General features: G+C 59.1%; 21 protein-coding genes. 15 read left to right on the forward strand and 6 right to left on the reverse strand.

From position 1 onward, the window contains the following. Positions 1-3: 3 nt before the first annotated feature. The 4 genes from HOLFODRAFT_RS20835 (at position 4) to HOLFODRAFT_RS0211560 (ending at position 2,490) form a co-directional block, all read left to right on the forward strand. Entirely contained in the window at positions 4-1,110 is a 1,107-nt protein-coding gene (locus HOLFODRAFT_RS20835; protein ID WP_005033235.1) for an IS91 family transposase, read from the forward strand. A gap of 291 nt (positions 1,111-1,401) precedes the next feature. Continuing rightward, positions 1,402-1,806 (forward strand): PIN domain-containing protein, encoded by a 405-nt coding sequence (locus HOLFODRAFT_RS0211550; protein WP_005031327.1) that lies wholly within the window; start codon positions 1,402-1,404, stop codon positions 1,804-1,806. A gap of 85 nt (positions 1,807-1,891) precedes the next feature. Further along, positions 1,892-2,164 (forward strand): type II toxin-antitoxin system Phd/YefM family antitoxin, encoded by a 273-nt coding sequence (locus HOLFODRAFT_RS0211555; RefSeq protein ID WP_005031328.1) that lies wholly within the window; start codon positions 1,892-1,894, stop codon positions 2,162-2,164. Next, a complete protein-coding gene (locus HOLFODRAFT_RS0211560) occupies positions 2,164-2,490 on the forward strand; it encodes a type II toxin-antitoxin system RelE/ParE family toxin (RefSeq protein WP_005031330.1) in 327 nt (108 codons plus the stop codon). Before HOLFODRAFT_RS0211555 ends, HOLFODRAFT_RS0211560 begins: the two co-directional genes overlap by 1 nt. Here HOLFODRAFT_RS0211560 and HOLFODRAFT_RS0211565 read toward each other — a convergent pair whose 3' ends face one another. Next, complete coding sequence (locus HOLFODRAFT_RS0211565) at positions 2,491-3,678, reverse strand: ATP-binding protein (RefSeq protein WP_005031332.1); 1,188 nt, start codon at positions 3,676-3,678, stop codon at positions 2,491-2,493. Between the two features lie 85 nt (positions 3,679-3,763). Between HOLFODRAFT_RS0211565 and HOLFODRAFT_RS0211570 the strand changes: the two genes are divergently transcribed. From HOLFODRAFT_RS0211570 to HOLFODRAFT_RS25810, 4 genes are all read left to right on the forward strand, one after another. Next, positions 3,764-4,888 carry a tetratricopeptide repeat protein gene (locus tag HOLFODRAFT_RS0211570; protein WP_005031333.1) on the forward strand — a complete coding sequence of 375 codons (1,125 nt, stop codon included), beginning with the start codon at positions 3,764-3,766 and terminating at the stop codon, positions 4,886-4,888. A gap of 88 nt (positions 4,889-4,976) precedes the next feature. Next, the gene (locus tag HOLFODRAFT_RS0211575) at positions 4,977-6,689 is read left to right on the forward strand and encodes a hypothetical protein (protein ID WP_148300436.1); all 1,713 of its coding nucleotides are present in this window, start codon (positions 4,977-4,979) and stop codon (positions 6,687-6,689) included. 8 nt (positions 6,690-6,697) lie between these two features. Continuing rightward, complete coding sequence (locus HOLFODRAFT_RS24035) at positions 6,698-7,567, forward strand: glycosyltransferase family 2 protein (RefSeq protein ID WP_005031335.1); 870 nt, start codon at positions 6,698-6,700, stop codon at positions 7,565-7,567. Between the two features lie 17 nt (positions 7,568-7,584). Continuing rightward, positions 7,585-7,935: a GtrA family protein gene (locus HOLFODRAFT_RS25810; protein WP_425280011.1), complete on the forward strand. Its 351-nt coding sequence runs from the start codon at positions 7,585-7,587 to the stop codon at positions 7,933-7,935. A 48-nt stretch (positions 7,936-7,983) separates the two neighbouring features. On the opposite strand, the gene HOLFODRAFT_RS24045 is transcribed toward HOLFODRAFT_RS25810, so the two are convergent. Continuing rightward, positions 7,984-8,715: a class I SAM-dependent methyltransferase gene (locus tag HOLFODRAFT_RS24045; protein ID WP_005031336.1), complete on the reverse strand. Its 732-nt coding sequence runs from the start codon at positions 8,713-8,715 to the stop codon at positions 7,984-7,986. 137 nt (positions 8,716-8,852) lie between these two features. Between HOLFODRAFT_RS24045 and HOLFODRAFT_RS0211590 the strand changes: the two genes are divergently transcribed. The 3 genes from HOLFODRAFT_RS0211590 to HOLFODRAFT_RS24885 are packed head-to-tail and all read left to right on the forward strand — an operon-like array spanning position 8,853 to position 13,358. Continuing rightward, the gene (locus HOLFODRAFT_RS0211590; protein ID WP_005031337.1) at positions 8,853-10,070 is read left to right on the forward strand and encodes a nucleotide sugar dehydrogenase; all 1,218 of its coding nucleotides are present in this window, start codon (positions 8,853-8,855) and stop codon (positions 10,068-10,070) included. Continuing rightward, on the forward strand, positions 10,067-11,086 hold the full coding sequence (locus tag HOLFODRAFT_RS0211595) for an NAD-dependent epimerase/dehydratase family protein (protein ID WP_005031338.1): 1,020 nt from the start codon (positions 10,067-10,069) through the stop codon (positions 11,084-11,086). The genes HOLFODRAFT_RS0211590 and HOLFODRAFT_RS0211595 overlap by 4 nt, the downstream gene beginning before the upstream one ends. Before the next feature lie 25 nt (positions 11,087-11,111). Continuing rightward, positions 11,112-13,358 (forward strand): glycosyltransferase, encoded by a 2,247-nt coding sequence (locus HOLFODRAFT_RS24885; RefSeq protein ID WP_005031339.1) that lies wholly within the window; start codon positions 11,112-11,114, stop codon positions 13,356-13,358. 55 nt (positions 13,359-13,413) lie between these two features. On the opposite strand, the gene HOLFODRAFT_RS20850 is transcribed toward HOLFODRAFT_RS24885, so the two are convergent. The 3 genes from HOLFODRAFT_RS20850 to istA form a co-directional block, all read right to left on the reverse strand. After that, positions 13,414-13,803 (reverse strand): hypothetical protein, encoded by a 390-nt coding sequence (locus HOLFODRAFT_RS20850; protein WP_052572550.1) that lies wholly within the window; start codon positions 13,801-13,803, stop codon positions 13,414-13,416. A 258-nt stretch (positions 13,804-14,061) separates the two neighbouring features. Further along, complete coding sequence (istB, locus tag HOLFODRAFT_RS0211610) at positions 14,062-14,844, reverse strand: IS21-like element helper ATPase IstB (protein WP_005033228.1); 783 nt, start codon at positions 14,842-14,844, stop codon at positions 14,062-14,064. After that, the gene (gene istA / locus HOLFODRAFT_RS0211615) at positions 14,838-16,049 is read right to left on the reverse strand and encodes an IS21 family transposase (protein ID WP_005033230.1); all 1,212 of its coding nucleotides are present in this window, start codon (positions 16,047-16,049) and stop codon (positions 14,838-14,840) included. The genes istB and istA overlap by 7 nt, the downstream gene beginning before the upstream one ends. A gap of 135 nt (positions 16,050-16,184) precedes the next feature. Between istA and HOLFODRAFT_RS20855 the strand changes: the two genes are divergently transcribed. Together HOLFODRAFT_RS20855 and HOLFODRAFT_RS20860 are read left to right on the forward strand one after the other, a co-directional pair. After that, the gene (locus tag HOLFODRAFT_RS20855; RefSeq protein ID WP_005033233.1) at positions 16,185-17,027 is read left to right on the forward strand and encodes a tyrosine-type recombinase/integrase; all 843 of its coding nucleotides are present in this window, start codon (positions 16,185-16,187) and stop codon (positions 17,025-17,027) included. Between the two features lie 4 nt (positions 17,028-17,031). Then, positions 17,032-18,138 (forward strand): IS91 family transposase, encoded by a 1,107-nt coding sequence (locus HOLFODRAFT_RS20860; RefSeq protein WP_005033235.1) that lies wholly within the window; start codon positions 17,032-17,034, stop codon positions 18,136-18,138. A gap of 295 nt (positions 18,139-18,433) precedes the next feature. Here the strand turns inward: HOLFODRAFT_RS20860 and HOLFODRAFT_RS20865 are convergent, their stop codons facing one another. Further along, positions 18,434-19,021, reverse strand: a complete 588-nt coding sequence (locus HOLFODRAFT_RS20865) for a glycosyltransferase family 2 protein (protein ID WP_005031192.1) — start codon at positions 19,019-19,021, stop codon at positions 18,434-18,436. 371 nt (positions 19,022-19,392) lie between these two features. Between HOLFODRAFT_RS20865 and HOLFODRAFT_RS25530 the strand changes: the two genes are divergently transcribed. Continuing rightward, positions 19,393-19,884 carry a type II secretion system protein gene (locus HOLFODRAFT_RS25530; protein WP_005031191.1) on the forward strand — a complete coding sequence of 164 codons (492 nt, stop codon included), beginning with the start codon at positions 19,393-19,395 and terminating at the stop codon, positions 19,882-19,884. A gap of 65 nt (positions 19,885-19,949) precedes the next feature. Then, positions 19,950-20,411, forward strand: coding sequence for a hypothetical protein (locus tag HOLFODRAFT_RS0211640; protein ID WP_005031188.1), 462 nt, complete (start codon positions 19,950-19,952; stop codon positions 20,409-20,411). Positions 20,412-20,626: the final 215 nt, after the last annotated feature.

The raw sequence follows: 20,626 nt of genomic DNA on the forward strand, positions 1-20,626 counted from the left end.
GCCGTGGCCTTCCCAAGGCCTCGCCACGACATCGCGGATATCGTCAGGGCGCACCGCCCGGAACTGGAGCGGCTCCATCGCCTCTCCCGGCCCCAGAAGCGCGTCCTGACGGCCATCAGCCGGTGTCGCACAGCCGCCCTCGGCGGCCATGTCGAGGTATGTACCGGCTGCGGTCGGGAGCATCCGGTCTACAACAGTTGCCGGAACCGTCACTGCCCCAAGTGCCAGGCCGCAGCCCAGCAGAAGTGGATCGATGCCCGGGCCGAGCGCATCCTGCCGGTGCCCCACTTCCACCTGGTGTTCACGCTCCCCTCGGAGCTGAAGCCCGTGGCCATGCGCCATCCAGTGGAGGTCTATGGCGCCCTGTTCCAGGTCACCGGCGAGGTCCTGGCGGAGTTGGGACGGACCCACCTCCGGGCCACCCTGGGGCTCACCCTGGTGCTCCACACCTGGACCCGGGACCTCCGCTTCCATCCCCATGTCCACGTGCTGGCCACGGCGGGCGGGCTTTCGCTGGATGGGAGCCGGTTCGTCCACGCCAGAAAGGACTACCTGTTCCCGGTGAAGGCCATGGGCAAGCTGCTGCGGGGAAAGATGCTGGATGCCCTGCGAGGACTCCGCCGGAAGGGCATCCTGCCAGATCAGGGCTTCAATGCCCTCATGGCCACCCTCGCCCGCCACAAGTCCTGGGTCGTCTATGCGAAAGCCCCCTTCCGGCGTTCCCAGCATGTGCTGAGCTACCTGGGGCGCTACACCCACCGGGTGGGTATCGCCAATTCCCGGCTGATCGACGTGGGGCCGGGGCATGTCACCTTCCGCACCCGGGGCCAGCAGACCGTCACCCTCCACCCCATCGAGTTCCTGCGCCGCTTTGTCCAGCATGTCCTTCCGGATGGCTTCCATAAGATCCGGCACTTTGGCCTCTACGCCTCGGCCCAGGGTGGAGGTCTGCTGGAACAGGCCAGGGCCCTGCTGCCTGCTCCGAAACCCAGAGCCGAGGCGTGTCCAGCCGAAGGCACGGGGCAACGCTGCCCTCATTGTGGTGGTCTGATCCTCTGGCGACCGCTGATGAGTGAAGCCTCCAGGGCACCCCCGGCGGTGATGCCATGACTGTCAGCCTCTCAGCTATCCATCACCTGCACCACGACCTCCACCACGGCGGGACGGCGAAGCCCTGCTATGACGCCAACTCGGTCCAAGCCCCTGCCGGGACTGTCGGGCTCAGCAGTCAGCAATCCCTGGGCGACAGGGGACCTGGCGTCCCCAAAAGTGGATCAGCAGGCGCGATTTCCCCATAGCCCTCGCCCAACTCCCCCGCCGCTCCGGGCTTGTTCAACACCGCATTTCATCGGTGGGGGCTCCGTCTACCTGAGGCAGCCTCGCCCACGCCCCACCGACGAAATGCTCACTGTTCTGGACACCAATATCCTGGTTTCCGCGGCACTGAAGCCGGAGAGCGATCTGGGGGGAGTCCTGGAACAGGTGTTGCTGAGGCAGGCGCCCATCCATGTATGCCCCTCCATCCTTGCGGAGTACCACGAGGTCCTGCACCGCCCGAAATTCCGCCCCAAGGGCCTTCCTCCAAGGTGGCTTCCCCGCCTGATCCAAGTGGCCTTCCACGAGCCAGAGCCGTCCCCATGGCCGCACCAGGGACCGGACCCCGATGATCTCGTCTTCCTGGCCCTTGCCAAGGCCGCTGGTGCCGCCCTGGTGACGGGGAATCTGGCGCACTACCCGGAGGACATCCGGGATGGGGTTGTCGTCCTGTCCCCAGCCGACTACCTCAGAAGCTCCCAAGCACATTGAGCCGCACCGACACAGGTGCTGGGCGGGGGATGAACACCTTGGCGCAGGACCGTTTAAGGACTATATTCAGACCTATGGAGGCCTCGTGCACTACTCTACCCAGGTCAAACCCATCACCCACCTGAAGGCGCATGCTGCCGAAGTCCTGCTCCAGATCGCCGAGCGCCGAGAACCGATGGTGATCACCCAGAACGGGGAAGCGAAAGCCGTTCTCCAGGATGTGGCCAGCTACGAAGAGACCCAGGAGACGCTTGCGCTCCTCAAGCTTCTGGCCATCGGGAACAGGCAGGTCGAAGAGGGCAAGACCAGCTCCCTGGCTGATGTCGCGGAGCGCCTGCACACAGGGATCCAATCCTGATGCGCCACGAAGTTCGAATCACCGGGGGCGCTGAAAGCGATCTGGCCGAGATCGTAGCATTCCTCGCAGGGCGAGAAGGTCCGGACATGGCCGGACAAATGTTGGAGAGGATGCTCGCCATTGCTGAAAGCCTCAGCCAGACGCCAGAGCAGGGCTCTCACCCGAGAGAGCTGTTGAGCCTCGGTATCCGGGATTTCCGGCAAGTGATTTGCCAACCATACCGGCTGATCTACCGCATCACAGGAAAGCAGGTCTTCCTGCTTCTGGTGGCGGACGGACGACGGGACTTCCAGAGCCTTCTGGAACGGCGGATCCTGAAGGCTTGATCAGAGCCCGAATACTGGCCCCAGGGCTTCGAGGTGATCCCAGGGACAGATCCGAACGCCATTCCGGACCTGCTGCTGATCCCCCCCGTAAACCAGAATCGGCTCGAATACCTGGCCTGCTGATCCGACCGAAAGATTCTCCTTCGCCGTCTGGAGGGGCTTGATCCACGACGCATCGATGGTGCGCCCCGACTTGAACTCGATCAACCGGGTCCGCTCGGGTTCCTGGAGGACAAGATCCACTTCCAGGCCGGAGACTTCCCGGTAGTGGAAGGCCGAGACCTCGAGCCCCTGGTGGAGGTGCATCTTCATCGCCTCCGAGACGGCCCAGGTCTCGAAGACTGCGCCCCTCAAGGGGTGGGTTTCGAGCTGTTGAGCATTGCGGATGCCGAGCAGATGGCAGACCAGGCCCGAATCATAGAAATACAGTTTGGGCGCCTTCACGATCCGCTTGCGCAGGTTGGTGTGCCATGGCCCCAGCCTGAAGCACAGGAAGCTGCTCTCCAGCACCGAAAGCCAGGCCTTCGCCGTGGGTTGGGAGATGCCCGCGTCCGCCCCGAGCCGGGAGAGATTGAGTTCCTGTCCTGTGCTGCCCGCGCAAAGGCGGAGGAAGGTGTTGAAGCTCAGCAGGTCCCCGACCTTGAGCACCTGGCGGACATCGCGCTGGACGTAGGTGGCCACATAGTCCCCAAGCCATCGCTCCGGCGAAATCCCCTGGTCATGTATCCGGGGGTAGGCACCCATGAAGAGCGTGCTGACCAGATCGCTGGGAGCGGAGGGGAAGCGTCTAAGCTCACCCAGACTCGGCGGCAGCAGGTGCAGGATGCTCGTTCGGCCTGCCAGGGACTGGCTCACCGCATCACTCAACCCGAGATGCTGGGAGCCCGTGAGCACAAAGCGCCCGGGGCTCGGGTCCCGGTCCACCATGTCCTGGATATAACCGAGCAGGGCCGGAGCATGCTGGACCTCGTCCAGGATGACGCCTGCGGGGTACTGGCCCAGGAACCCTCGCGGATCCTCCAGGGCGAAGGTGCGGGTATCCAGGGGTTCCAGGCTCACGTATGGCTTGTCGGGGAAGGCCGCTTTGCAGAGGGTGGTCTTCCCGGATTGCCGGGGACCGGTAAGGGTCACAACCGGATAGACCCCAGCCCATCGAAGGAGGGTCGGCTGGAGGTCACGTTGGATCATAGGCAGAGTGTACGCTGGAGTTTTACCGATTCAATATTCAATTTTGAAATGGTAAACAGGGGCGCAAGAATCCATAAACTCTCCCATGCCTCGCCCCTTCTATACTTCCATCATGGCAACCCTGGCCCCCGCCCTCCTCACCTCCCTCCTCCTGGCAGCCCCCGCCAGCGCCTACAACCCGAGGGTGGACCTGGACAACAGCCGCTACCTGAAGGCGCTCTGGGACGCCGAGACCCAGCTCAAGGCCAACCCCAACAATGCCCTGGCCTGGGCGGCCAAGTCCCAGGCCCTGTCGGCCATGGTGCGGGTCTGGGAGGCCCGGAACTGCGCGGACAAGGCCCTGGCCCTCCAACCGGGACTGCCCGACGGTCTCCTGGCCCGGGGCATGGCCCAGGCGGGCGTCGCCATCCAGCAACGGAACCTGAGCAGCCTCAGGGGCGTCAGCAGGGCCATGGATGACCTGCGGGCCGCAGTGGCATCCGACCCCACCCTGGTCAACGCCTGGATGAGCCTGGGACTGGCCTACCAGCAATTGCCTGGGCTCCTCGGAGGCTCCACCAGCAAGGCCCTTCAGTGCGCCGAGAGCCTGCGTCGCGTCAACGCTCCCCGGGCCGACCTCCTCCAGGGCACCGTCCTGGCCATGGACGGGCGCTGGAACGAGGCCCAACCCTATTTCGGCCGGGCCCTGGCCACGGCACCCTGGGATGCCGAGATCGTCTATGGCTACCTTGATGCCCTTGGCACCAAGGAGACCCGGAAAACCCTGGGCGAAGCCGAACAACGCCGCCGCCTCGCCAGCGAAGCCCGCCGCCTCCTTCCCCCTGTGCGCAACCGCGCCAGAGCCGTAGAAGCTGTCAGCCTGGCCCTCATGGACGCGAAACAATCCGAGGAGGCCTGGACCATTGCCAAGAATGCCCTTCCCCAAACCGATTCCCCAAGCCTGGTGCGCCTCCACCTCGGCAAGATCGCCGCCAAAACCCGCCTCCACCAACAGGAAGGCCTCGCCAACCTTGACCAAGTCCTCCGCGAACCCCTCGAAGGCGGCACCGGTGGCTACGCCACCGCCTGGTGGCGCAAAGGCCAGATCCTCAAGGACCTGGGCAGGATCGATGAGGCCAAGGCCGCGGCGGATAAAGCCTTGAAGATCGATGCAGGGCATCGCGGGGCGAAGGCACTTGCAGAAGAAATCACAGGGCTCCAGCGCCATTAATAACCAGCCCGCGGGGTTTGGCGCGGGAATTGCTGCCAGACTTAGTTGGAAAAATACACATGCCTAAATCAACCGGGGGAACAATTTCGTGGCGATGATTCATCTGGAGGCACCCAAAAGGCAAAACAACTGGCCGGTGTGGGTCGCCCTGACCACCCTTGTCGTGTTGGTAGGCTTCTCTTGTTACCTGTCAGTCAACCGCATCTACCAGGTTGACGAAGCACAGAACATCTTCATGGCCACGGTTGTTGGACGCGGTCAAGCATCGGCTTATTTCACTACGGCTGCCCTCTGGCTTCTAGGCCCGCTGGCATGGCTTGGCAGAACCTCCGCAAGTTCAACGGACTTGTTTTATTGGAACCGGTTGATCTTTCTGGCGATTTTCTGGATCAACACCCTGCTGATGGCCCTCAACACTGGCGTGAAGTGGAAGTCCAAACATGGACTATTCGCCCTGCTGGCAGCCGCCACCCTGGCCCCTTTCTGGGACTATGGCATTGAGGTCCGCCACGACAACCTCATCCTGCTGGTGCTTTTACTGGTCTGGTGGCTGGGGAGAACCCGTCCAAGGGGTACGACTTCCTATGTCCTGATCGGCGCCCTGATCGGATTCCTGCAGTTTGCTGTCTTCAAAGCCTTTGTCTACTGGGTTCCCCTATGCGCAGCGCTGATCGCCTTCCCGCACCCAGGACACGGGCGGGGCCGGATGCGCCTAACCTTGGCTTGGTGCATTGGCGTGTTGGCAGCCGTCGTCCTTTGCGCCGGAGTTTATGCCAGCACTGGGTTATGGGGGGTGTACCTCCAGGGACTTCGCGGCGGGCTGGAGGCTTCCGGTGGCGGTTCCAGATTTGGTCCTTGGATGGCCCTTTCAAGGCTCTTCATCCAGGCCCCTCTGGTCACAGCATTGGCGCTTGCCGCTCTGGTCTGTCTCGGTCTTGACCTGCGTACCCACCGCAGACAGGCTCTGAACTGGGACGGCCTTGCACCCGAAGGTTTGCTCTTGATGGGTTCCCTTGCAGCCCTGTGCATCAACCCAACCCCCTTTCCATACAACCTCATCAATGTCGTGCCATTCGCATTCCTCCTGGCATGCCGCCTCTTGGCCAAACGTGGCTTGCGTATGCTTATGCGGACCAGACTCTTGGCCGTTTTCGCCAGCATGGTGCTCGTCACGCATGCGGCACCATTCATCACCAACACATGGCGTCACCTGGAAAAAGACAATGAGCGCCAGCAGAGCCTGATGAACCTAGCGGAGTTCCTGACCGATCCTATGCGCGACCCCGTCTATGACGCTGTCGGAATGGTTCCAACCCGTACAACCATCCATTACCGCTGGTACCTTCACAGCTTGAACATCCACATGTTCCTGGATGACAGGAGGCAGAGTGTTTCTGAAATGCTTCGATTGCACCCTGCGACAGTCCTGATTCCCAATTACCGAACAGACTGGCTATCCAAAGAAGACTGGGCGTTCATTGCATCCCGTTACGTTCCTTTGGCAGATGACTTCTGGATCCTAGGCCAGGTCCTCCCTGCAGGAGGGTCAGCATTTGAGGTCGTCCATCCCGGGCGCTACCAGATCATGGGTGCAACCCAGAAGGCTATGGCCGCCCTCCAGGGGGGTCACCTTGACGGACAAGAGATAAGCTCCAGCATCGTCTACCTGAATGCCGGTCCTCATCAACTCACTGCTCCGTCTCAAATCCGACCGGCATTCTTCTGGGTGGGCCCCAAAGCAATCCAGCTCCCCTCCCTTCCACAAAGCCACCACCTGCAGCTTTTCACCAATTGGTACTAGGGGAGCCGGTGCAAGCATCCGGATCAAACCGCCCCCCTGAATACGAGCCTCCCACGGCTCCCCTGGTCAGCGTTTGCCTGCCGGTGTTCAATGGCGAACGCTTTCTGGAGAAAGCTGTCGATTCGGTGTTGAGGCAAACGTACCCCCACTTTGAACTCCTGATATTTGACGATCGATCCACAGACAATAGCCTGACGATCCTCCAAGGAATCCACGACTCCCGCATCCGCATCCATTGCAATGCGCGGAACCTCGGGGCAGAGGCCAACTGGAACCAGGCCGTCGGAGCTGCCCATGGGGAATATGTGAAGCTGTTCCATCAGGACGACTTGCTGGCACCAGATTGTCTCAAGGAACAGGTGGCAGCCCTGGAAGGGCATCCGAATGCCGTCCTCGCGTTCTGTGATCGTACAATTATCCGCCCCGATGGTTCGAAGCTAATGAGCCGCTCTGCGCCCTGGGGCACACAAGAAATCGATGCGCTTGAAGCTCTTCTAGCATGTTTGCGCGCAGGTACCAACCTTATCGGAGAGCCAAGTGCGGTCCTCTTCCGGCGGGGAACCGCATTGACCGCAGGCCCTTTTGATGGCAGTTTGCCTTACCTGATCGACTTGGATTACTGGTTCAGGTTGATGAAGCATGGAACGGCCTTGCACTTGCCAACCAGCCTGGCCTGCTTTCGCCTCTCATCAAAACAATGGAGCTCCCGAATCATCAAGCAACAAAGCAAGGATTTCATCGAGTTTATCGACAGACTCATGGCCTCCAAAACCTTTCCCATAAGCCCTTTTCTGCGGGTCTATGGGGGCTGGGTCGCCCGGATGAATGCCCTGCTGCGCACCTTGGTCTACCGTTTCTTGATTCGAGGACATGATTGAGAAAACTATTATTCCAATTGGCCAATTTTGCATTTGTCGGTGTAATAAATACCTGTACATCCTTTATTGTTTTTACCATTTTTATTCACTTTGGGATTAAATACACTTGGGCCACCCTTTCGGGTGGGTTGGCTGGAGTCCTTTTAGGATACACCTTGACTAGAAGACTCGTATTCTCTTATAAAAATCATAACAAATTCTTCCCATTCATCAGCCTATTCGCCCTATTGTGCGCTTTAAATATTTATTTACAAAAACTAATGCATCCATTCATGAATAGCTATCTAGCAGGCGCAATGGCAACGGCAATCTGTTTCCCCGTTTCTTTTTTGATTAATAAGTATTTTATCTTTAAAGTGGGACAATAAGTGCATTGACAGCCATTGCACCGCATAACTGATAACAACCGGGACAGGTTACATTCGGATCCTAACCACATACCCAAATGACAGTAATGGGAACATTTTTTCTAACAAACGGATACAACCTTGGACAATTATCGCGGATACCAGCAAAAGCCCTTTCGATTTAAAAATCATCTCAGTTGCATAAAAGCGGTAGGGCACAATTTCAAATTCCTCAAACCCGGCTTGTCGACATAGTGTAGCCAGAATCTTTAGGGTAAAAATATGAAGGTGATCCTTGTGCTGAGACTCGCGCTTGATTAATGCAAGAAGTGTATTTGCAATAGAGATGCCATTGGGTGTCGAAAAAACAAATTCCCTATTGGGGTACCGCTCTCTCACTAGCCTAAGAAATAATAAAGGGTTTTCTAGATGCTCTATAAGTTCACCAGCGATAACAATATCAACGCGTAATTCCTCTAGCTGAGGTAACATAAGGTGTTCACTGTCCCCCCTATAAATAATAGAATTATCAGCGGTCCTTATACCTTCGACTGGAATCTTATCCGAGTTATCGACCCCAATTACGCGCTTTGCCACTGAGGCAATCCGTCCATGCAACCAGTGCCTAGTTTCTTTTTTAAAAAGTGCCGTCTCATCTAGGCATCCAATATCTAAGACGGTCTTATCTTTACAGAGTCCCGAAATAAAACTCAGTCGGTCAACCGGTCCTGAAATCTCTAACTTTTCTAGCGCTTCATACTTTAGTTTTGGAAAAGGTCGCTTTTTATTTAGATATATCATACCCCATTCCCCCTATCCTAACCATGCCCTTCATTATTCCCTAGTCGTGTCCATTCTACAAACTGCGAGAAGGAGCTACCCATGAGGTCTGGCATACTTAGGATCAGATGCCAGCTGGCCCCCTCACCGGAGACACTATGAGCAGACCATTTGATATTTGTGTCATCGGCGGCGGGGGCCATGTGGGACTGCCATTGGCAGTGGCCTTCGCAGACCAGGGACTCCGGGTCGTGATTTATGACATCAACCAAGCTGTCCTGGACCTCATCAACACTGGGAAGATGCCCTTCCTGGAGGAGGGTTGCGAGCCAATCCTCCGCAATGTCATCGGCAAGACACTCTTTACGGGATCATCTCCCGACTTGGTCGCCCAGGCCAAATATGTGGTGGTACTTATCGGAACCCCCGTGGACGAACACTTGAATCCGACCTTTGGGCAGATGCATAAATGCCTCGAAGACATCCAGCAATATCTGGACAACGATCAGATCGTTGTGCTCCGCAGTACGGTGGCGCCAGGCGTAACCAGAAAAGTCGATACGCTGCTCAAGAAAAGACACCCTGGGATTCGCGTAACCTTCTGTCCAGAGCGCATCCTGGAAGGCAAGGCGATGGAAGAACTCCAGAACCTGCCTCAGATTGTTTCGGGTTTTGATCGGGATGCGGTCGTTGAGGTGTCTGACCTTTTCAGAAAGTTGACCCCGGAAATCATCGTCATTTCTCCGGATGAGGCAGAACTGGCTAAACTATTCACAAACAGCTGGAGATATATTCAATTTGCAACTGCCAACCAATTCTATATGATTGCGGAAGAATTGGGACTGGATTTTTACAATATCTATGATGCAATGACCCGTAATTACCCTCGCACCAAGGGTTTCCCTAGACCAGGTTTTGCCGCTGGTCCGTGCCTTTTCAAAGACACAATGCAATTGTCTGCGTCATCTGAATATCGTTTTTTCCTAGGACATAGCGCAATGCTTGTTAATGAGGGCTTACCAGACTTCATTATCAAGTTGGCAAAACGCGAAAGGGATCTCGCGGGGCTCACAGTCGGAATTCTCGGCATGGCTTTCAAGGCCGAAAGCGATGATGGTCGAGAATCCCTCTCCTTCAAACTCAGAAAGCTGCTTCAGATAGAGGCCGACGAAGTACTGTGCACCGATGAGTATATCCAGCGACCCGACTTCCTTCCCGTGGAGGAAGTCATCCGACGAAGCGATATCCTTTTCATTGGCGCACCCCACCATCGTTATCGCCATTTAAGCTTTGGGGACAAACCTGTCATGGACGTATGGAACATGCTCAAAAAGCAGGGTCTTGATTCATCTATCAGTGGGGAGGCTGGGCTATGAAGATCCTTGTAACGGGGGCAAAGGGATTTATCGCTGGCTATCTCATCGAGGACCTTTTAGCCCACGGCTGGGAGGTCATAGGCCTTGATAACTTATCCAAATATGGAGACGTCACCAAAAGCTATGACGCCCATCCTCGATACACCTTTGTCAAAGGGGATGCGAAGGACCTCCCTTTGATGGAGGACTGCCTAGCTGATTGCGATCACTTTGTGGCGGGGGCCGCCATGATTGGCGGAATCACCTATTTCCATGAGTTTGCCTTTGATCTCCTGGCGGAGAACGAACGCATCACCGCCACGTCCTTCGAGGCGGCGATTCGGGCCTTTCGCCGGGGGAAACTCCAGAAGATCACCGTGGTCTCGTCATCCATGGTCTTTGAGAGTGCCACCTCATTCCCAAGCCGCGAGGGCGACCAGTTCCTCTGCCCTCCGCCTCTCTCGACCTACGGCTTCCAGAAGCTCGCGACCGAGTATTTTGCAAAGGGGGCACGGGAACAGTATGGGCTCCCCTACACCATCGTGCGTCCTTTCAATTGCATTGGCACCGGTGAGAAACGAGCGATCGTAGACCGTGAAGTCATGTCTGGCAACATCTCCCTGGCCATGAGCCATGTCGTACCAGACTTGGTTCAAAAGATCGCCAGAGGTCAGGACCCCCTGCACATCCTTGGCGACGGCAGTCAGATCCGCCATTACACCTACGGAGGCGATCTCGCCTCAGGCATCCGCCTTAGTGTCGAAAACCCGCAGGCCACCGGGGAAGACTTCAATCTTTCGACCTCCGTGTCCACCACCGTCCTGGACCTGGCAGCAACCATCTGGAAGCGAATGCGTCCGGACAAGCCATTTTCCTACATCAGTGATCAGCCTTTCCGCTATGACGTGGCCTGTCGGGTGCCAGAGGTTTCCAAAGCACGGGAAATCCTCGGTTTTGAGGCCAAAACAACCCTAGAGACCGCATTGGACGAAATTGTGCCTTGGATCCAAGAGCAGATCCGGTTGGGTGGTATCTGAAATGGGACAGGTGAGCGCAACCCCAATGACCGTCGAGGTCCTGATCCCTGTCTACAATGAAGCGGAGAATATCGAGCGAACCCTGGATGCGCTTTCCGAAGGGCTTGCAGCGCTTCCAGAGGGGCTGGCCCAGGTCGGGGTCTGCATTGTCTACGATCACCCGGAAGATACAACCCTTGCGGTCCTCGACCGAGTTGCCCGCAAGTACCCGTTCCACATCAGAAGGCTCATCAACCCCACACCTGGGGTGATTGGAGCCCTTAAGGAGGGCTTCTTCCGCTCCCAGGCCGACTTCATCCTCGTCACGATGGCTGATCTTTCAGACGATTACACAACCCTGGGACCCATGCTGATGGAAGCAGCGCAAGGAGCCGATGTCGTCTGCGCCTCGCGCTATATGAAAGGCGGTCGCCTTAACGGTGGGCCCTTTCTGAAGCAGCTTTTTTCCCGTATCGCTGGGGTCTCCCTCCATTTTCTACGCGGCTTCCCGACACACGATATTACTAATAGCTACAAACTTTACAGGCAATCCGCCCTTCAAAGTCTGACCCTTGAAAGCCGCGGGGGTTTCGAGATCGGTATGGAGATCACCGCCAAGATTTTCCTATTGGGGGGGAAGATCGCAGAGGTGCCAACTCAGTGGTGGGACCGCACCGCTGGACTTTCGAGATTCCGCCTGGCGGCTTGGCTCCCACGTTACCTTCACTGGTACATGACCGTGCTCGCTGCGACGGTGGATCTCCGATCTCGACCTGCAAAGGGCGACAGGCTGGCCACCGGGTTGCTTTTCGCAGGCCTGATCGCGGTATGGCTTCTGGCAGCCTCACCCCTCTCCCTGCCCCTTACCGACGCCCACGCCTTCAGGCAGACTCAGACCGCCATCAGTGTATGGGCGATGATCAAGGACGGGATGCATATTTCCTACGCAACACCGGTACTAGGAGCCCCCTGGGCCATCCCCATGGAGTTCCCCCTCTATCAGTGGATCGTGGCCGGTATCTCCAAAATACCTGGGATGCAGCTAGAAACAGCCGGTCGCCTGGTCAGCCTCGTAGCCTTTTGGGTCGCCATGGCAACGCTTTTCCCCATGCTCCGCCACCGGGTCCGGCGCTCCCCTCATCGTGCATTCCTGGTCGCACTGGTGGCCATCAGCCCGCTCTACCTATTCTGGGCCCGCGCGTTTCTCATTGAGACGCTCTCCCTGGCGCTGTGCCTGGGTTTTGTCGGCACCTTCCACCAAGCACTCCGCAAACAGTCACACGTCTGGCTAGTCACATCGGTCCTGGTGGGGAGCATCGCCGCCCTCGTCAAGATCACAAGCCTGCCTGCCTACCTTCTTCTGGCCGTCCTCATCTGGATCGCATCCCAATTCCGATTTCCCGGACCCGTTGTATCCGCCCCATTGCCAAACTCCTGGACCTTGATCCCATTGGCCGCGCCCCTGGTGGCTGGCTCAGCCTGGACAATCTACACGGACCACGTCAAGGCCGCCAACCCCCTGGCTGCGTCATTTCTGACTTCCCACGCACTCTCCCAATGGAATTTCGGCACCTGGGCTCAGAGAATGGCAGTCGGTACCTGGGAGGGGATCCTCTCTCATACCCTGGCGCTGAAAGCCTATTGGGTCGATACCCTGCTTGACTATCGGTTGCCAGTCATCGCCGCCCTCTTCCTGCTCGCCTGGCTAACAGGGCGGACGCGCCGGATGGAAGTGTTGGTGTGTCTTGGTTTGTTTCTAGTCAACCCCTTGTGTTTTACCAACTTGCATTTCGTTCACAACTACTATGCCGTACCCAACGTCCTGTTTTTCAGCCTAGCCCTCGGCTTTGCGGTGCTTGCGCTTCTTGAGGACCAGCGGCGGGCAGTCCGTGCCTGCGGTATGGCAATGGGGGCGTTGCTGGCACTGACATTCTTTCAAAGTTACTGGTGCGTCTATCACCCGCGGCAGGCAGCTCCACCTGCCTACCCCGCCATGGCGGACGAAATTCGTCGCCAGGTACCGGATCAGGCCGTCCTCTTGGTCTACGGCAGGGATTGGAACCCTCTCCTGCCATTCGCTGCGCGGCGCCGTGCCTTGATGGACCGCTGGGTGCTGCCCTTGGCCTCCGAGCGATTCCAGGCAGCAATCCAGGCAACCGGGCGGGAAAATATCCAGGCCATGCTCGCCCCGGTCAGCTTCCCTCCCAAAGCCGTGCGGGAACGCTGCCTTTATTTTGGCCTTCAGCTGAAGCCGGTGGCCTCCATCAATGGTGAAAACCTCTATATTCGTTGACAGCGCCCACCAGCCGCAGTATCCAGACCTGGACCAAAGATCCCGCGCACTCGGTTCACCCAATAGTCACACCTTTGCCACGCTTGGCGTCATAACCCCATTGTGCTTCCAGCACATAGAGCGGCCTTCGCTTGACTTCTCGGTATATACGGCCAATATATTGTCCTAAGACACCGAGCGACAATAATTGTATCCCACCAAAAAAAATGATGACAGCCATCATCGAGGCCCATCCACTCACCACCGAACCGGGTCGCAAAAGCTTGCCAAGCACGATGTAGCCCAGAAAAGCGAAACCGCACAGCGTGACGATCACACCCATCCATCCGGCCAGCACCAGCGGCTTCTCTGAAAAACTGGTGACCCCATTCAAGGCGAATCGAAGCATCTTGCGAAGGGTGTACTTAGTCTTGCCGGCGTACCTCGGATCCCGCACGTAGGACACCCCAGTTTGTTGAACGAAGCCGCTCCGCGGCGGGGGTGGCGCCGTGTGGCGGGCCCGCGCAGTAAGAAAGCTAGCAATTCCATGTAAATGAAGGCTCCTTGGTCATCGCGATGTTGACGCATCGCCAGACGACTGTCAAGCGACATGAAAATTAACCCACCCGGCGACACGAATATTGACCCCCTTGTTGTATGAGCCCGTGGGGTGTCTGGAGCGTAGGCCGTAGGCCGAAGCGGAGGACACCCCACTGGGTGCGGCTCAGGTGGTGGCCGCTGGCACCGGGGCCGGGACGATCCCGGCTCGGCGCTTCTCCCGCAGGCGGTAACTCTCGCCTTTGATGGTGATGATGTGGCTGTGGTGCAGCAGTCGGTCCAGGATGGCGGTTGCCAGGATGGTATCCCCGAACACCTCGCCCCACGCACCCACTGGCTGGTTGCTGGTGATCATGAGGCTGCCCCGCTCATATCTCCGGTTCACGAGCTGGAACATGAGGTGGGCCGCCCGCCGCTCGAAGGGTAGATATCCTAGCTCATCCACAATCAGTAGTTTGGGCTTCGAGAAATGCAGGAGACGCTCCTCCAGGCGACCCTCTGCCTCGGCCCGCATCAGTTGACCCACCAGGGCCGTGGCGCTCACGAACAGGCAGCTCGCGCCCCGTTCGATGGACTTCCGCCCCAACCCGATGGCCAAGTGGGTCTTACCCACCCCTGGTGGCCCAAGGAGCAGGATGTTCTCCGCATGAGCGATGAAGGTCCCCGTCTCCAGCTCCCGGATCAGGCGGCGATCCAGGCTCGGCTGAAGGTCGAAGTCGTAGTCATCCAGGCTCCGCCGGATCGGGAAGTGGGCGATCTGGATGCCCATCCGGGTTCGCTTTGAGTCCTTGGCCGCTGCCTCCTCCGAGAGCACCAGATCCAGGAAGTCCAGGAAGCTCAGTTCCTTTCGTGCAGCCTCCTGAAGCAGGCCATCCAGGCGGTCCCGGGTCGTCGTCAGCTTCATCCGGCTCAGGTGGCTCTGAATGCGCTCCATCTGGGGGTTCACCATGGCTCACCTCCCACCACCTCCTCGTAGACCGACAGGGGGCGCTCGATTTCATTGGGGCGACCGATCCAGGCGTGTCCGTTCACGAAGGTCAGCACGTGGCCAGGATCCTCCACGACCTGATGCCGTCCCGGTGCCACGCTGTGCTCCGCCACGATCCGATCCTGGAAGTGGACCTGGATGAGGTCCTGCTCGATGAGCACATCCACCACCTCTCCCACCAGGCCCGGTGGAACGCTGTAGCGGTTGGTATCGATGTCGATGCGGAAGTCAGAGGATACCTTCCGCTCCTCCCAGCGCGACTTCATGTAGCTGGGATGGTTCCCGATGGGCCGCAGCGCCATGCGCTCACCCGCCTCGAAGCGCTCGATGGGCTTCTCGAAGGTGGTGCCGTGGACCCGCACATCCGCTACCTCCCGGAGCCACTTGGCCAAGTGGAGGTCCAGGGCCAAGTCGCTCTCGAAGGCCAGTCCGCCCAGGGCATTGCCTTTCACATAGCCGACCCCGCTCTCCACCTTCCCCTTGGTTCGGGCGCGGTAGGGCTGGCAGGCTTTCGGCCGCACGCCCCAGTGCTCGCAGAAGGCCAGGAACTCAGGATGGAACTGGGCTTTTCCGGAACGAGGGTGCGACAGGACCAGGGGTTTGGCATTGTCCACCAGCAGTTCCTCCGGTACGCCGCCGAAGTGGCGAAAGGCGTGCTCGATACCCAGGATCCAGTCCCGCTGCCGGAGCCCGAAGCAGACCTCCGCATAGTCGCGGCGGCTGTAGCCCAGGGTCCCCACAAATACGAAGCGTTTCTGCGGAACCCGGCCGATCTCCAGCCACTTCTCTCCGAAGTCGATCTGCATCTGCTTGCCCGGTGGGGTCTCAAAGCGCAGCGTGGCCCGATCGCTCACGACCTGCTCCCGACGCAGGGGGCGGATCGCCCGCTCCACTGTGCGCAGGCTCGTCTGCACCCCCTTGGCCAGTAGTTCCTGACGGAAGACATCACCATTCCTCACTCCGGCCCGCCACCGCTCCCGAAGCCAGTCGCGGTGAGTATCCAACGTGGCCTCGCGATTTGGACCGCCGTAACGGCGATCTGGACCTGCCTTCAGCCAGGCTTTCACGGTGTTCCGGGATATCCCCAACTCCTCGGCGATCCGTCTCATCCCCCAGCCCAACTTCCTCAGGGCAAAGACTTGCCCTGCCTCCTCGTTGCCCAGCATCCCGTCTCCCACTTGTGCAGGTACGAGATTGCCTCGATTTCTTCCCATGACTTCCCCTCCGTGAGGGGGGTCAACTTTCGTGTCGTTCCTGGGTCAGTTTCTGATGTCGCCTGACAACGACCAAGGAGGTACTACATGAAGGACGTCAGTCTATCTCTATCCCGCCTGGAAGCGGACCTGCGAATGGCGGATCGGGCGAAAGGGACGATCCAGCAATACCTAGCTTCGATCCGGCGCTTTGAGGAGGCTCTGGGCTCGGATCTGGCGGAGGCGGATCAGGAGGCTATCCGCCGCTGGGTGGACCACCTCCGGCTGCAGCCCATCGGGCCGGAACGGCTGCGGTGCCACTACTCGGCGCTGAAGTTCCTCTACGCTCGCACCCTGGGGCAGCCGGAGAAGGTGGCCTTCATCTCGATGCCCCGCAAGGACGCCCCGCTGCCCACGGTCCTGAGCCCAGCCGAAATCCAGCGGGTGCTGGATGCCTTCCTGGTCGCCAAATACCGAGTGTTCTTTGCCCTCATCTACGCCACCGGGCTCAGGATCCGTGAGGCCAGTCTGCTCCAGACCACCGACATCGACGCGATGCAGCGGGTCATCCATGTGCGCAACGGTAAGGGTGGAAAGGAACGCCTGGTCCCCCTGAGCTCCAGCCTCTACGCCCTGCTTCGGAGGTACTACGGGCACGAACGCCCACCACTCCCCTGGGTGTTCACCTCGAAGGCGGGCAAGCCGCTCTGCCACGAAACCGCGCGCCGAGCCTTGCTTTGCGCCTCCGCCGTGGCGGGCATCGGCAAGGTGGTCACCCCCCACATGCTCCGGCACTCCTTTGCCACGAACCTTCTGGAGCACGGCACGGACCTGCGAAAGATCCAGGTGGTGCTGGGGCACGGCAGCATCAAGTCCACGACGATCTACACCCAGGTCTCACCGAGCCAGATCGCTTCCGTGAGAAGTCCTCTGGAGGATTTGAAGCTATAGCGCCGTGGCCTTCCCAAGGCCTCGCCACGACATCGCGGATATCGTCAGGGCGCACCGCCCGGAACTGGAGCGGCTCCATCGCCTCTCCCGGCCCCAGAAGCGCGTCCTGACGGCCATCAGCCGGTGTCGCACAGCCGCCCTCGGCGGCCATGTCGAGGTATGTACCGGCTGCGGTCGGGAGCATCCGGTCTACAACAGTTGCCGGAACCGTCACTGCCCCAAGTGCCAGGCCGCAGCCCAGCAGAAGTGGATCGATGCCCGGGCCGAGCGCATCCTGCCGGTGCCCCACTTCCACCTGGTGTTCACGCTCCCCTCGGAGCTGAAGCCCGTGGCCATGCGCCATCCAGTGGAGGTCTATGGCGCCCTGTTCCAGGTCACCGGCGAGGTCCTGGCGGAGTTGGGACGGACCCACCTCCGGGCCACCCTGGGGCTCACCCTGGTGCTCCACACCTGGACCCGGGACCTCCGCTTCCATCCCCATGTCCACGTGCTGGCCACGGCGGGCGGGCTTTCGCTGGATGGGAGCCGGTTCGTCCACGCCAGAAAGGACTACCTGTTCCCGGTGAAGGCCATGGGCAAGCTGCTGCGGGGAAAGATGCTGGATGCCCTGCGAGGACTCCGCCGGAAGGGCATCCTGCCAGATCAGGGCTTCAATGCCCTCATGGCCACCCTCGCCCGCCACAAGTCCTGGGTCGTCTATGCGAAAGCCCCCTTCCGGCGTTCCCAGCATGTGCTGAGCTACCTGGGGCGCTACACCCACCGGGTGGGTATCGCCAATTCCCGGCTGATCGACGTGGGGCCGGGGCATGTCACCTTCCGCACCCGGGGCCAGCAGACCGTCACCCTCCACCCCATCGAGTTCCTGCGCCGCTTTGTCCAGCATGTCCTTCCGGATGGCTTCCATAAGATCCGGCACTTTGGCCTCTACGCCTCGGCCCAGGGTGGAGGTCTGCTGGAACAGGCCAGGGCCCTGCTGCCTGCTCCGAAACCCAGAGCCGAGGCGTGTCCAGCCGAAGGCACGGGGCAACGCTGCCCTCATTGTGGTGGTCTGATCCTCTGGCGACCGCTGATGAGTGAAGCCTCCAGGGCACCCCCGGCGGTGATGCCATGACTGTCAGCCTCTCAGCTATCCATCACCTGCACCACGACCTCCACCACGGCGGGACGGCGAAGCCCTGCTATGACGCCAACTCGGTCCAAGCCCCTGCCGGGACTGTCGGGCTCAGCAGTCAGCAATCCCTGGGCGACAGGGGACCTGGCGTCCCCAAAAGTGGATCAGCAGGCGCGATTTCCCCATAGCCCTCGCCCAACTCCCCCGCCGCTCCGGGCTTGTTCAACACCGCATTTCATCGGTGGGGGCTCCGTCTACCTGAGGCAGCCTCGCCCACGCCCCACCGACGAAATGCTCACTGTTTGAAGCCTAGCCACGAAATCATGCCGCGGATGTAGCGGCTTTCCTCGCGCATTTCGCGCAGACGCTCCACTACAATCCTATCCATTAGCCTGAAGTCCCCAGTATCCAATGGGATCTTGACCTCACTGAGACGGCCCAATAAACGGTAGAACACTTTGGCGGTCACCAATTTGAAGGGGCTCTCCCCTTTGCGTTCTGCCCTCACGCCATAAACAACTTTGGAGCCTTGTCGCCAATGCTCTATCATTTCAAGAATTACCTCAGGTGGGTCTTGGAGGTCTGCATCAATGATTGCAACCAAGTCCCCAGAGGCATGATCAATCCCAGCCGTCACTGCAATCTGATGGCCGAAGTTCCGGGAAAAATGGAGGACCTTCACCCGGGTGTCCTGTGCTCTTAATGCCAGGAGGATTTCCAGTGAACGGTCCATGCTTCCATCGTTCACGAATACCAACTCCAGATTGAATTCGGCTTCCAACGGAGCAAGCGCTTCAACCACTCGCCGGTAGAAGGTTTCCAGCACAGCTTCCTCGAAATACACCGGGATGACAACAGACAGGGTCTTCACATGTGGAATCATCGGAGACTCTCCAAACCGGGTAGAGGGAGCAAACAACTTCGTGGCTCATCCTAACCACAGAACTCATCGGTGGAAATGGAGCCTGTTGTCAAGCGATTACATTCATCCTTCAACCCAACCACCACTGACGCGATGCGTCACCCAACCTGCCCCCCTAAGGCAGAAAAGGGCGTATTCTGCTGCACGATCGGTCTGGACTCGAGGTTATCCGTCTCCGAGAAACCCCTGGATGGCGTATTATTCCGGCAGCCAAAGCACCCGGCTGACTATTGCTCAGCCATCCGGTCGCTTTCAACCACTCTAAGCGCTCTTTGGCACGCAGCATGCTTGCCTGCTTGAGCAGATCTACTGCCTAAACAATAGGAGCTCCCATGAAGAAACAATCCGGCTTCACCCTCATCGAACTGCTCTTGGTGCTGGCCATCATCGGCATCATCAGCGCCATCGCGATCCCCGCCCTCCTGAGCCAGCGCTCCCGGGCCCGTGACAAGTCCGCCATCTCCAACATGACGGGCCGCGTGGGTGACCTCGTGGGCCAGTATGACAAGCTGAAGGAGGCCGGAAGCGTCAACACAGCTATCGCCGCAAAGCTTGGTTCCTACCTTGTCGCGACCGGCGGTGCCGACAAGAACCCCTGGAACCCAGGCTCTGCTGCCTTCACCACCACGGTCGCTACCGGGACGGCTACGACTCAGAGTACCGCTATTACTGCCGCCAAAGGTCTGGCGACAGTCAAGGGTAAGGCTGCCTTTGGCATCTCCTTCCCCGGCACTGGCACCCCCGGCTTCGTCTATGGGGCTGTGCTGGTTGACAACGCCATCCAGGGTTCCACTAAGGTCGCCAAGGCCACCGCAATCGAGTAGCCTTGAATCCTGTAAGTCTTGAAAAGGGGGGCTTGCCCCCCTTTTTTGTTGTTTGTGGAGGACTCGTGACCGTTTCCCAAACCCTCAGGCGCTGGCTGGCGCCCCTTCTGGGGGGTTTTGTCTTTCTCCTGATTCTGATGATCTGCCTCCTGGTCCGGACGAGAACCTTGGAAGCCGGCATTGCCGCGTGGATTGCCGAAAGCATGATGGTCAAGCCCGTGAAGGTCTTCGGGGCGAAATTCATACTCACCCTGCTGCTGCCCTTCTACCTGGTGGCAGGTCTCCTCCTTTGGGGTTTGGCCCTGGGCTGGATCACACTCTTCAGGCGTACCTTCTCGAAGAATTGGCTCTTTCTCGAGGGACTCTTCTTCTCCCTGAGCGCCATGCTATGGGTTCATCTACTCCTGTGGTGGCAGGTCCCCTCAACCCTTTGGCTGATCCCGGGGCTGAGGGCCCTCCCTTTCTTCATCGTTGAACGAAGCCGCTCCGCGGCGGGGGTGGCGCCGTGTGGCGGGCCCGCGCAGTAAGAAAGCTAGCAATTCCATGTAAATGAAGGCTCCTTGGTCATCGCGATGTTGACGCATCGCCAGACGACTGTCAAGCGACATGAAAATTAACCCACCCGGCGACACGAATATTGACCCCCTTGTTGTATGAGCCCGTGGGGTGTCTGGAGCGTAGGCCGTAGGCCGAAGCGGAGGACACCCCACTGGGTGCGGCTCAGGTGGTGGCCGCTGGCACC

It is taken from the genome of Holophaga foetida DSM 6591, from assembly GCF_000242615.2.
Lineage (GTDB): Bacteria > Acidobacteriota > Holophagae > Holophagales > Holophagaceae > Holophaga > Holophaga foetida.

Excerpts from the sequence above, each read along its gene's own strand:
- HOLFODRAFT_RS0211550 (WP_005031327.1), top strand. The coding sequence starts at position 1,402 with ATGCTCACTGTTCTGGACACCAATATCCTGGTTTCCGCGGCACTGAAG.
- HOLFODRAFT_RS0211560 (WP_005031330.1), top strand. The coding sequence starts at position 2,164 with ATGCGCCACGAAGTTCGAATCACCGGGGGCGCTGAAAGCGATCTGGCC.
- HOLFODRAFT_RS0211565 (WP_005031332.1), bottom strand. The coding sequence starts at position 3,678 with ATGATCCAACGTGACCTCCAGCCGACCCTCCTTCGATGGGCTGGGGTC.
- HOLFODRAFT_RS0211570 (WP_005031333.1), top strand. The coding sequence starts at position 3,764 with ATGCCTCGCCCCTTCTATACTTCCATCATGGCAACCCTGGCCCCCGCC.
- HOLFODRAFT_RS24045 (WP_005031336.1), bottom strand. The coding sequence starts at position 8,715 with ATGATATATCTAAATAAAAAGCGACCTTTTCCAAAACTAAAGTATGAA.
- HOLFODRAFT_RS0211590 (WP_005031337.1), top strand. The coding sequence starts at position 8,853 with ATGAGCAGACCATTTGATATTTGTGTCATCGGCGGCGGGGGCCATGTG.
- HOLFODRAFT_RS0211595 (WP_005031338.1), top strand. The coding sequence starts at position 10,067 with ATGAAGATCCTTGTAACGGGGGCAAAGGGATTTATCGCTGGCTATCTC.
- HOLFODRAFT_RS24885 (WP_005031339.1), top strand. The coding sequence starts at position 11,112 with ATGACCGTCGAGGTCCTGATCCCTGTCTACAATGAAGCGGAGAATATC.
- istB (WP_005033228.1), bottom strand. The coding sequence starts at position 14,844 with ATGGTGAACCCCCAGATGGAGCGCATTCAGAGCCACCTGAGCCGGATG.
- istA (WP_005033230.1), bottom strand. The coding sequence starts at position 16,049 with ATGCTGGGCAACGAGGAGGCAGGGCAAGTCTTTGCCCTGAGGAAGTTG.
- HOLFODRAFT_RS20855 (WP_005033233.1), top strand. The coding sequence starts at position 16,185 with ATGAAGGACGTCAGTCTATCTCTATCCCGCCTGGAAGCGGACCTGCGA.
- HOLFODRAFT_RS20865 (WP_005031192.1), bottom strand. The coding sequence starts at position 19,021 with ATGATTCCACATGTGAAGACCCTGTCTGTTGTCATCCCGGTGTATTTC.
- HOLFODRAFT_RS25530 (WP_005031191.1), top strand. The coding sequence starts at position 19,393 with ATGAAGAAACAATCCGGCTTCACCCTCATCGAACTGCTCTTGGTGCTG.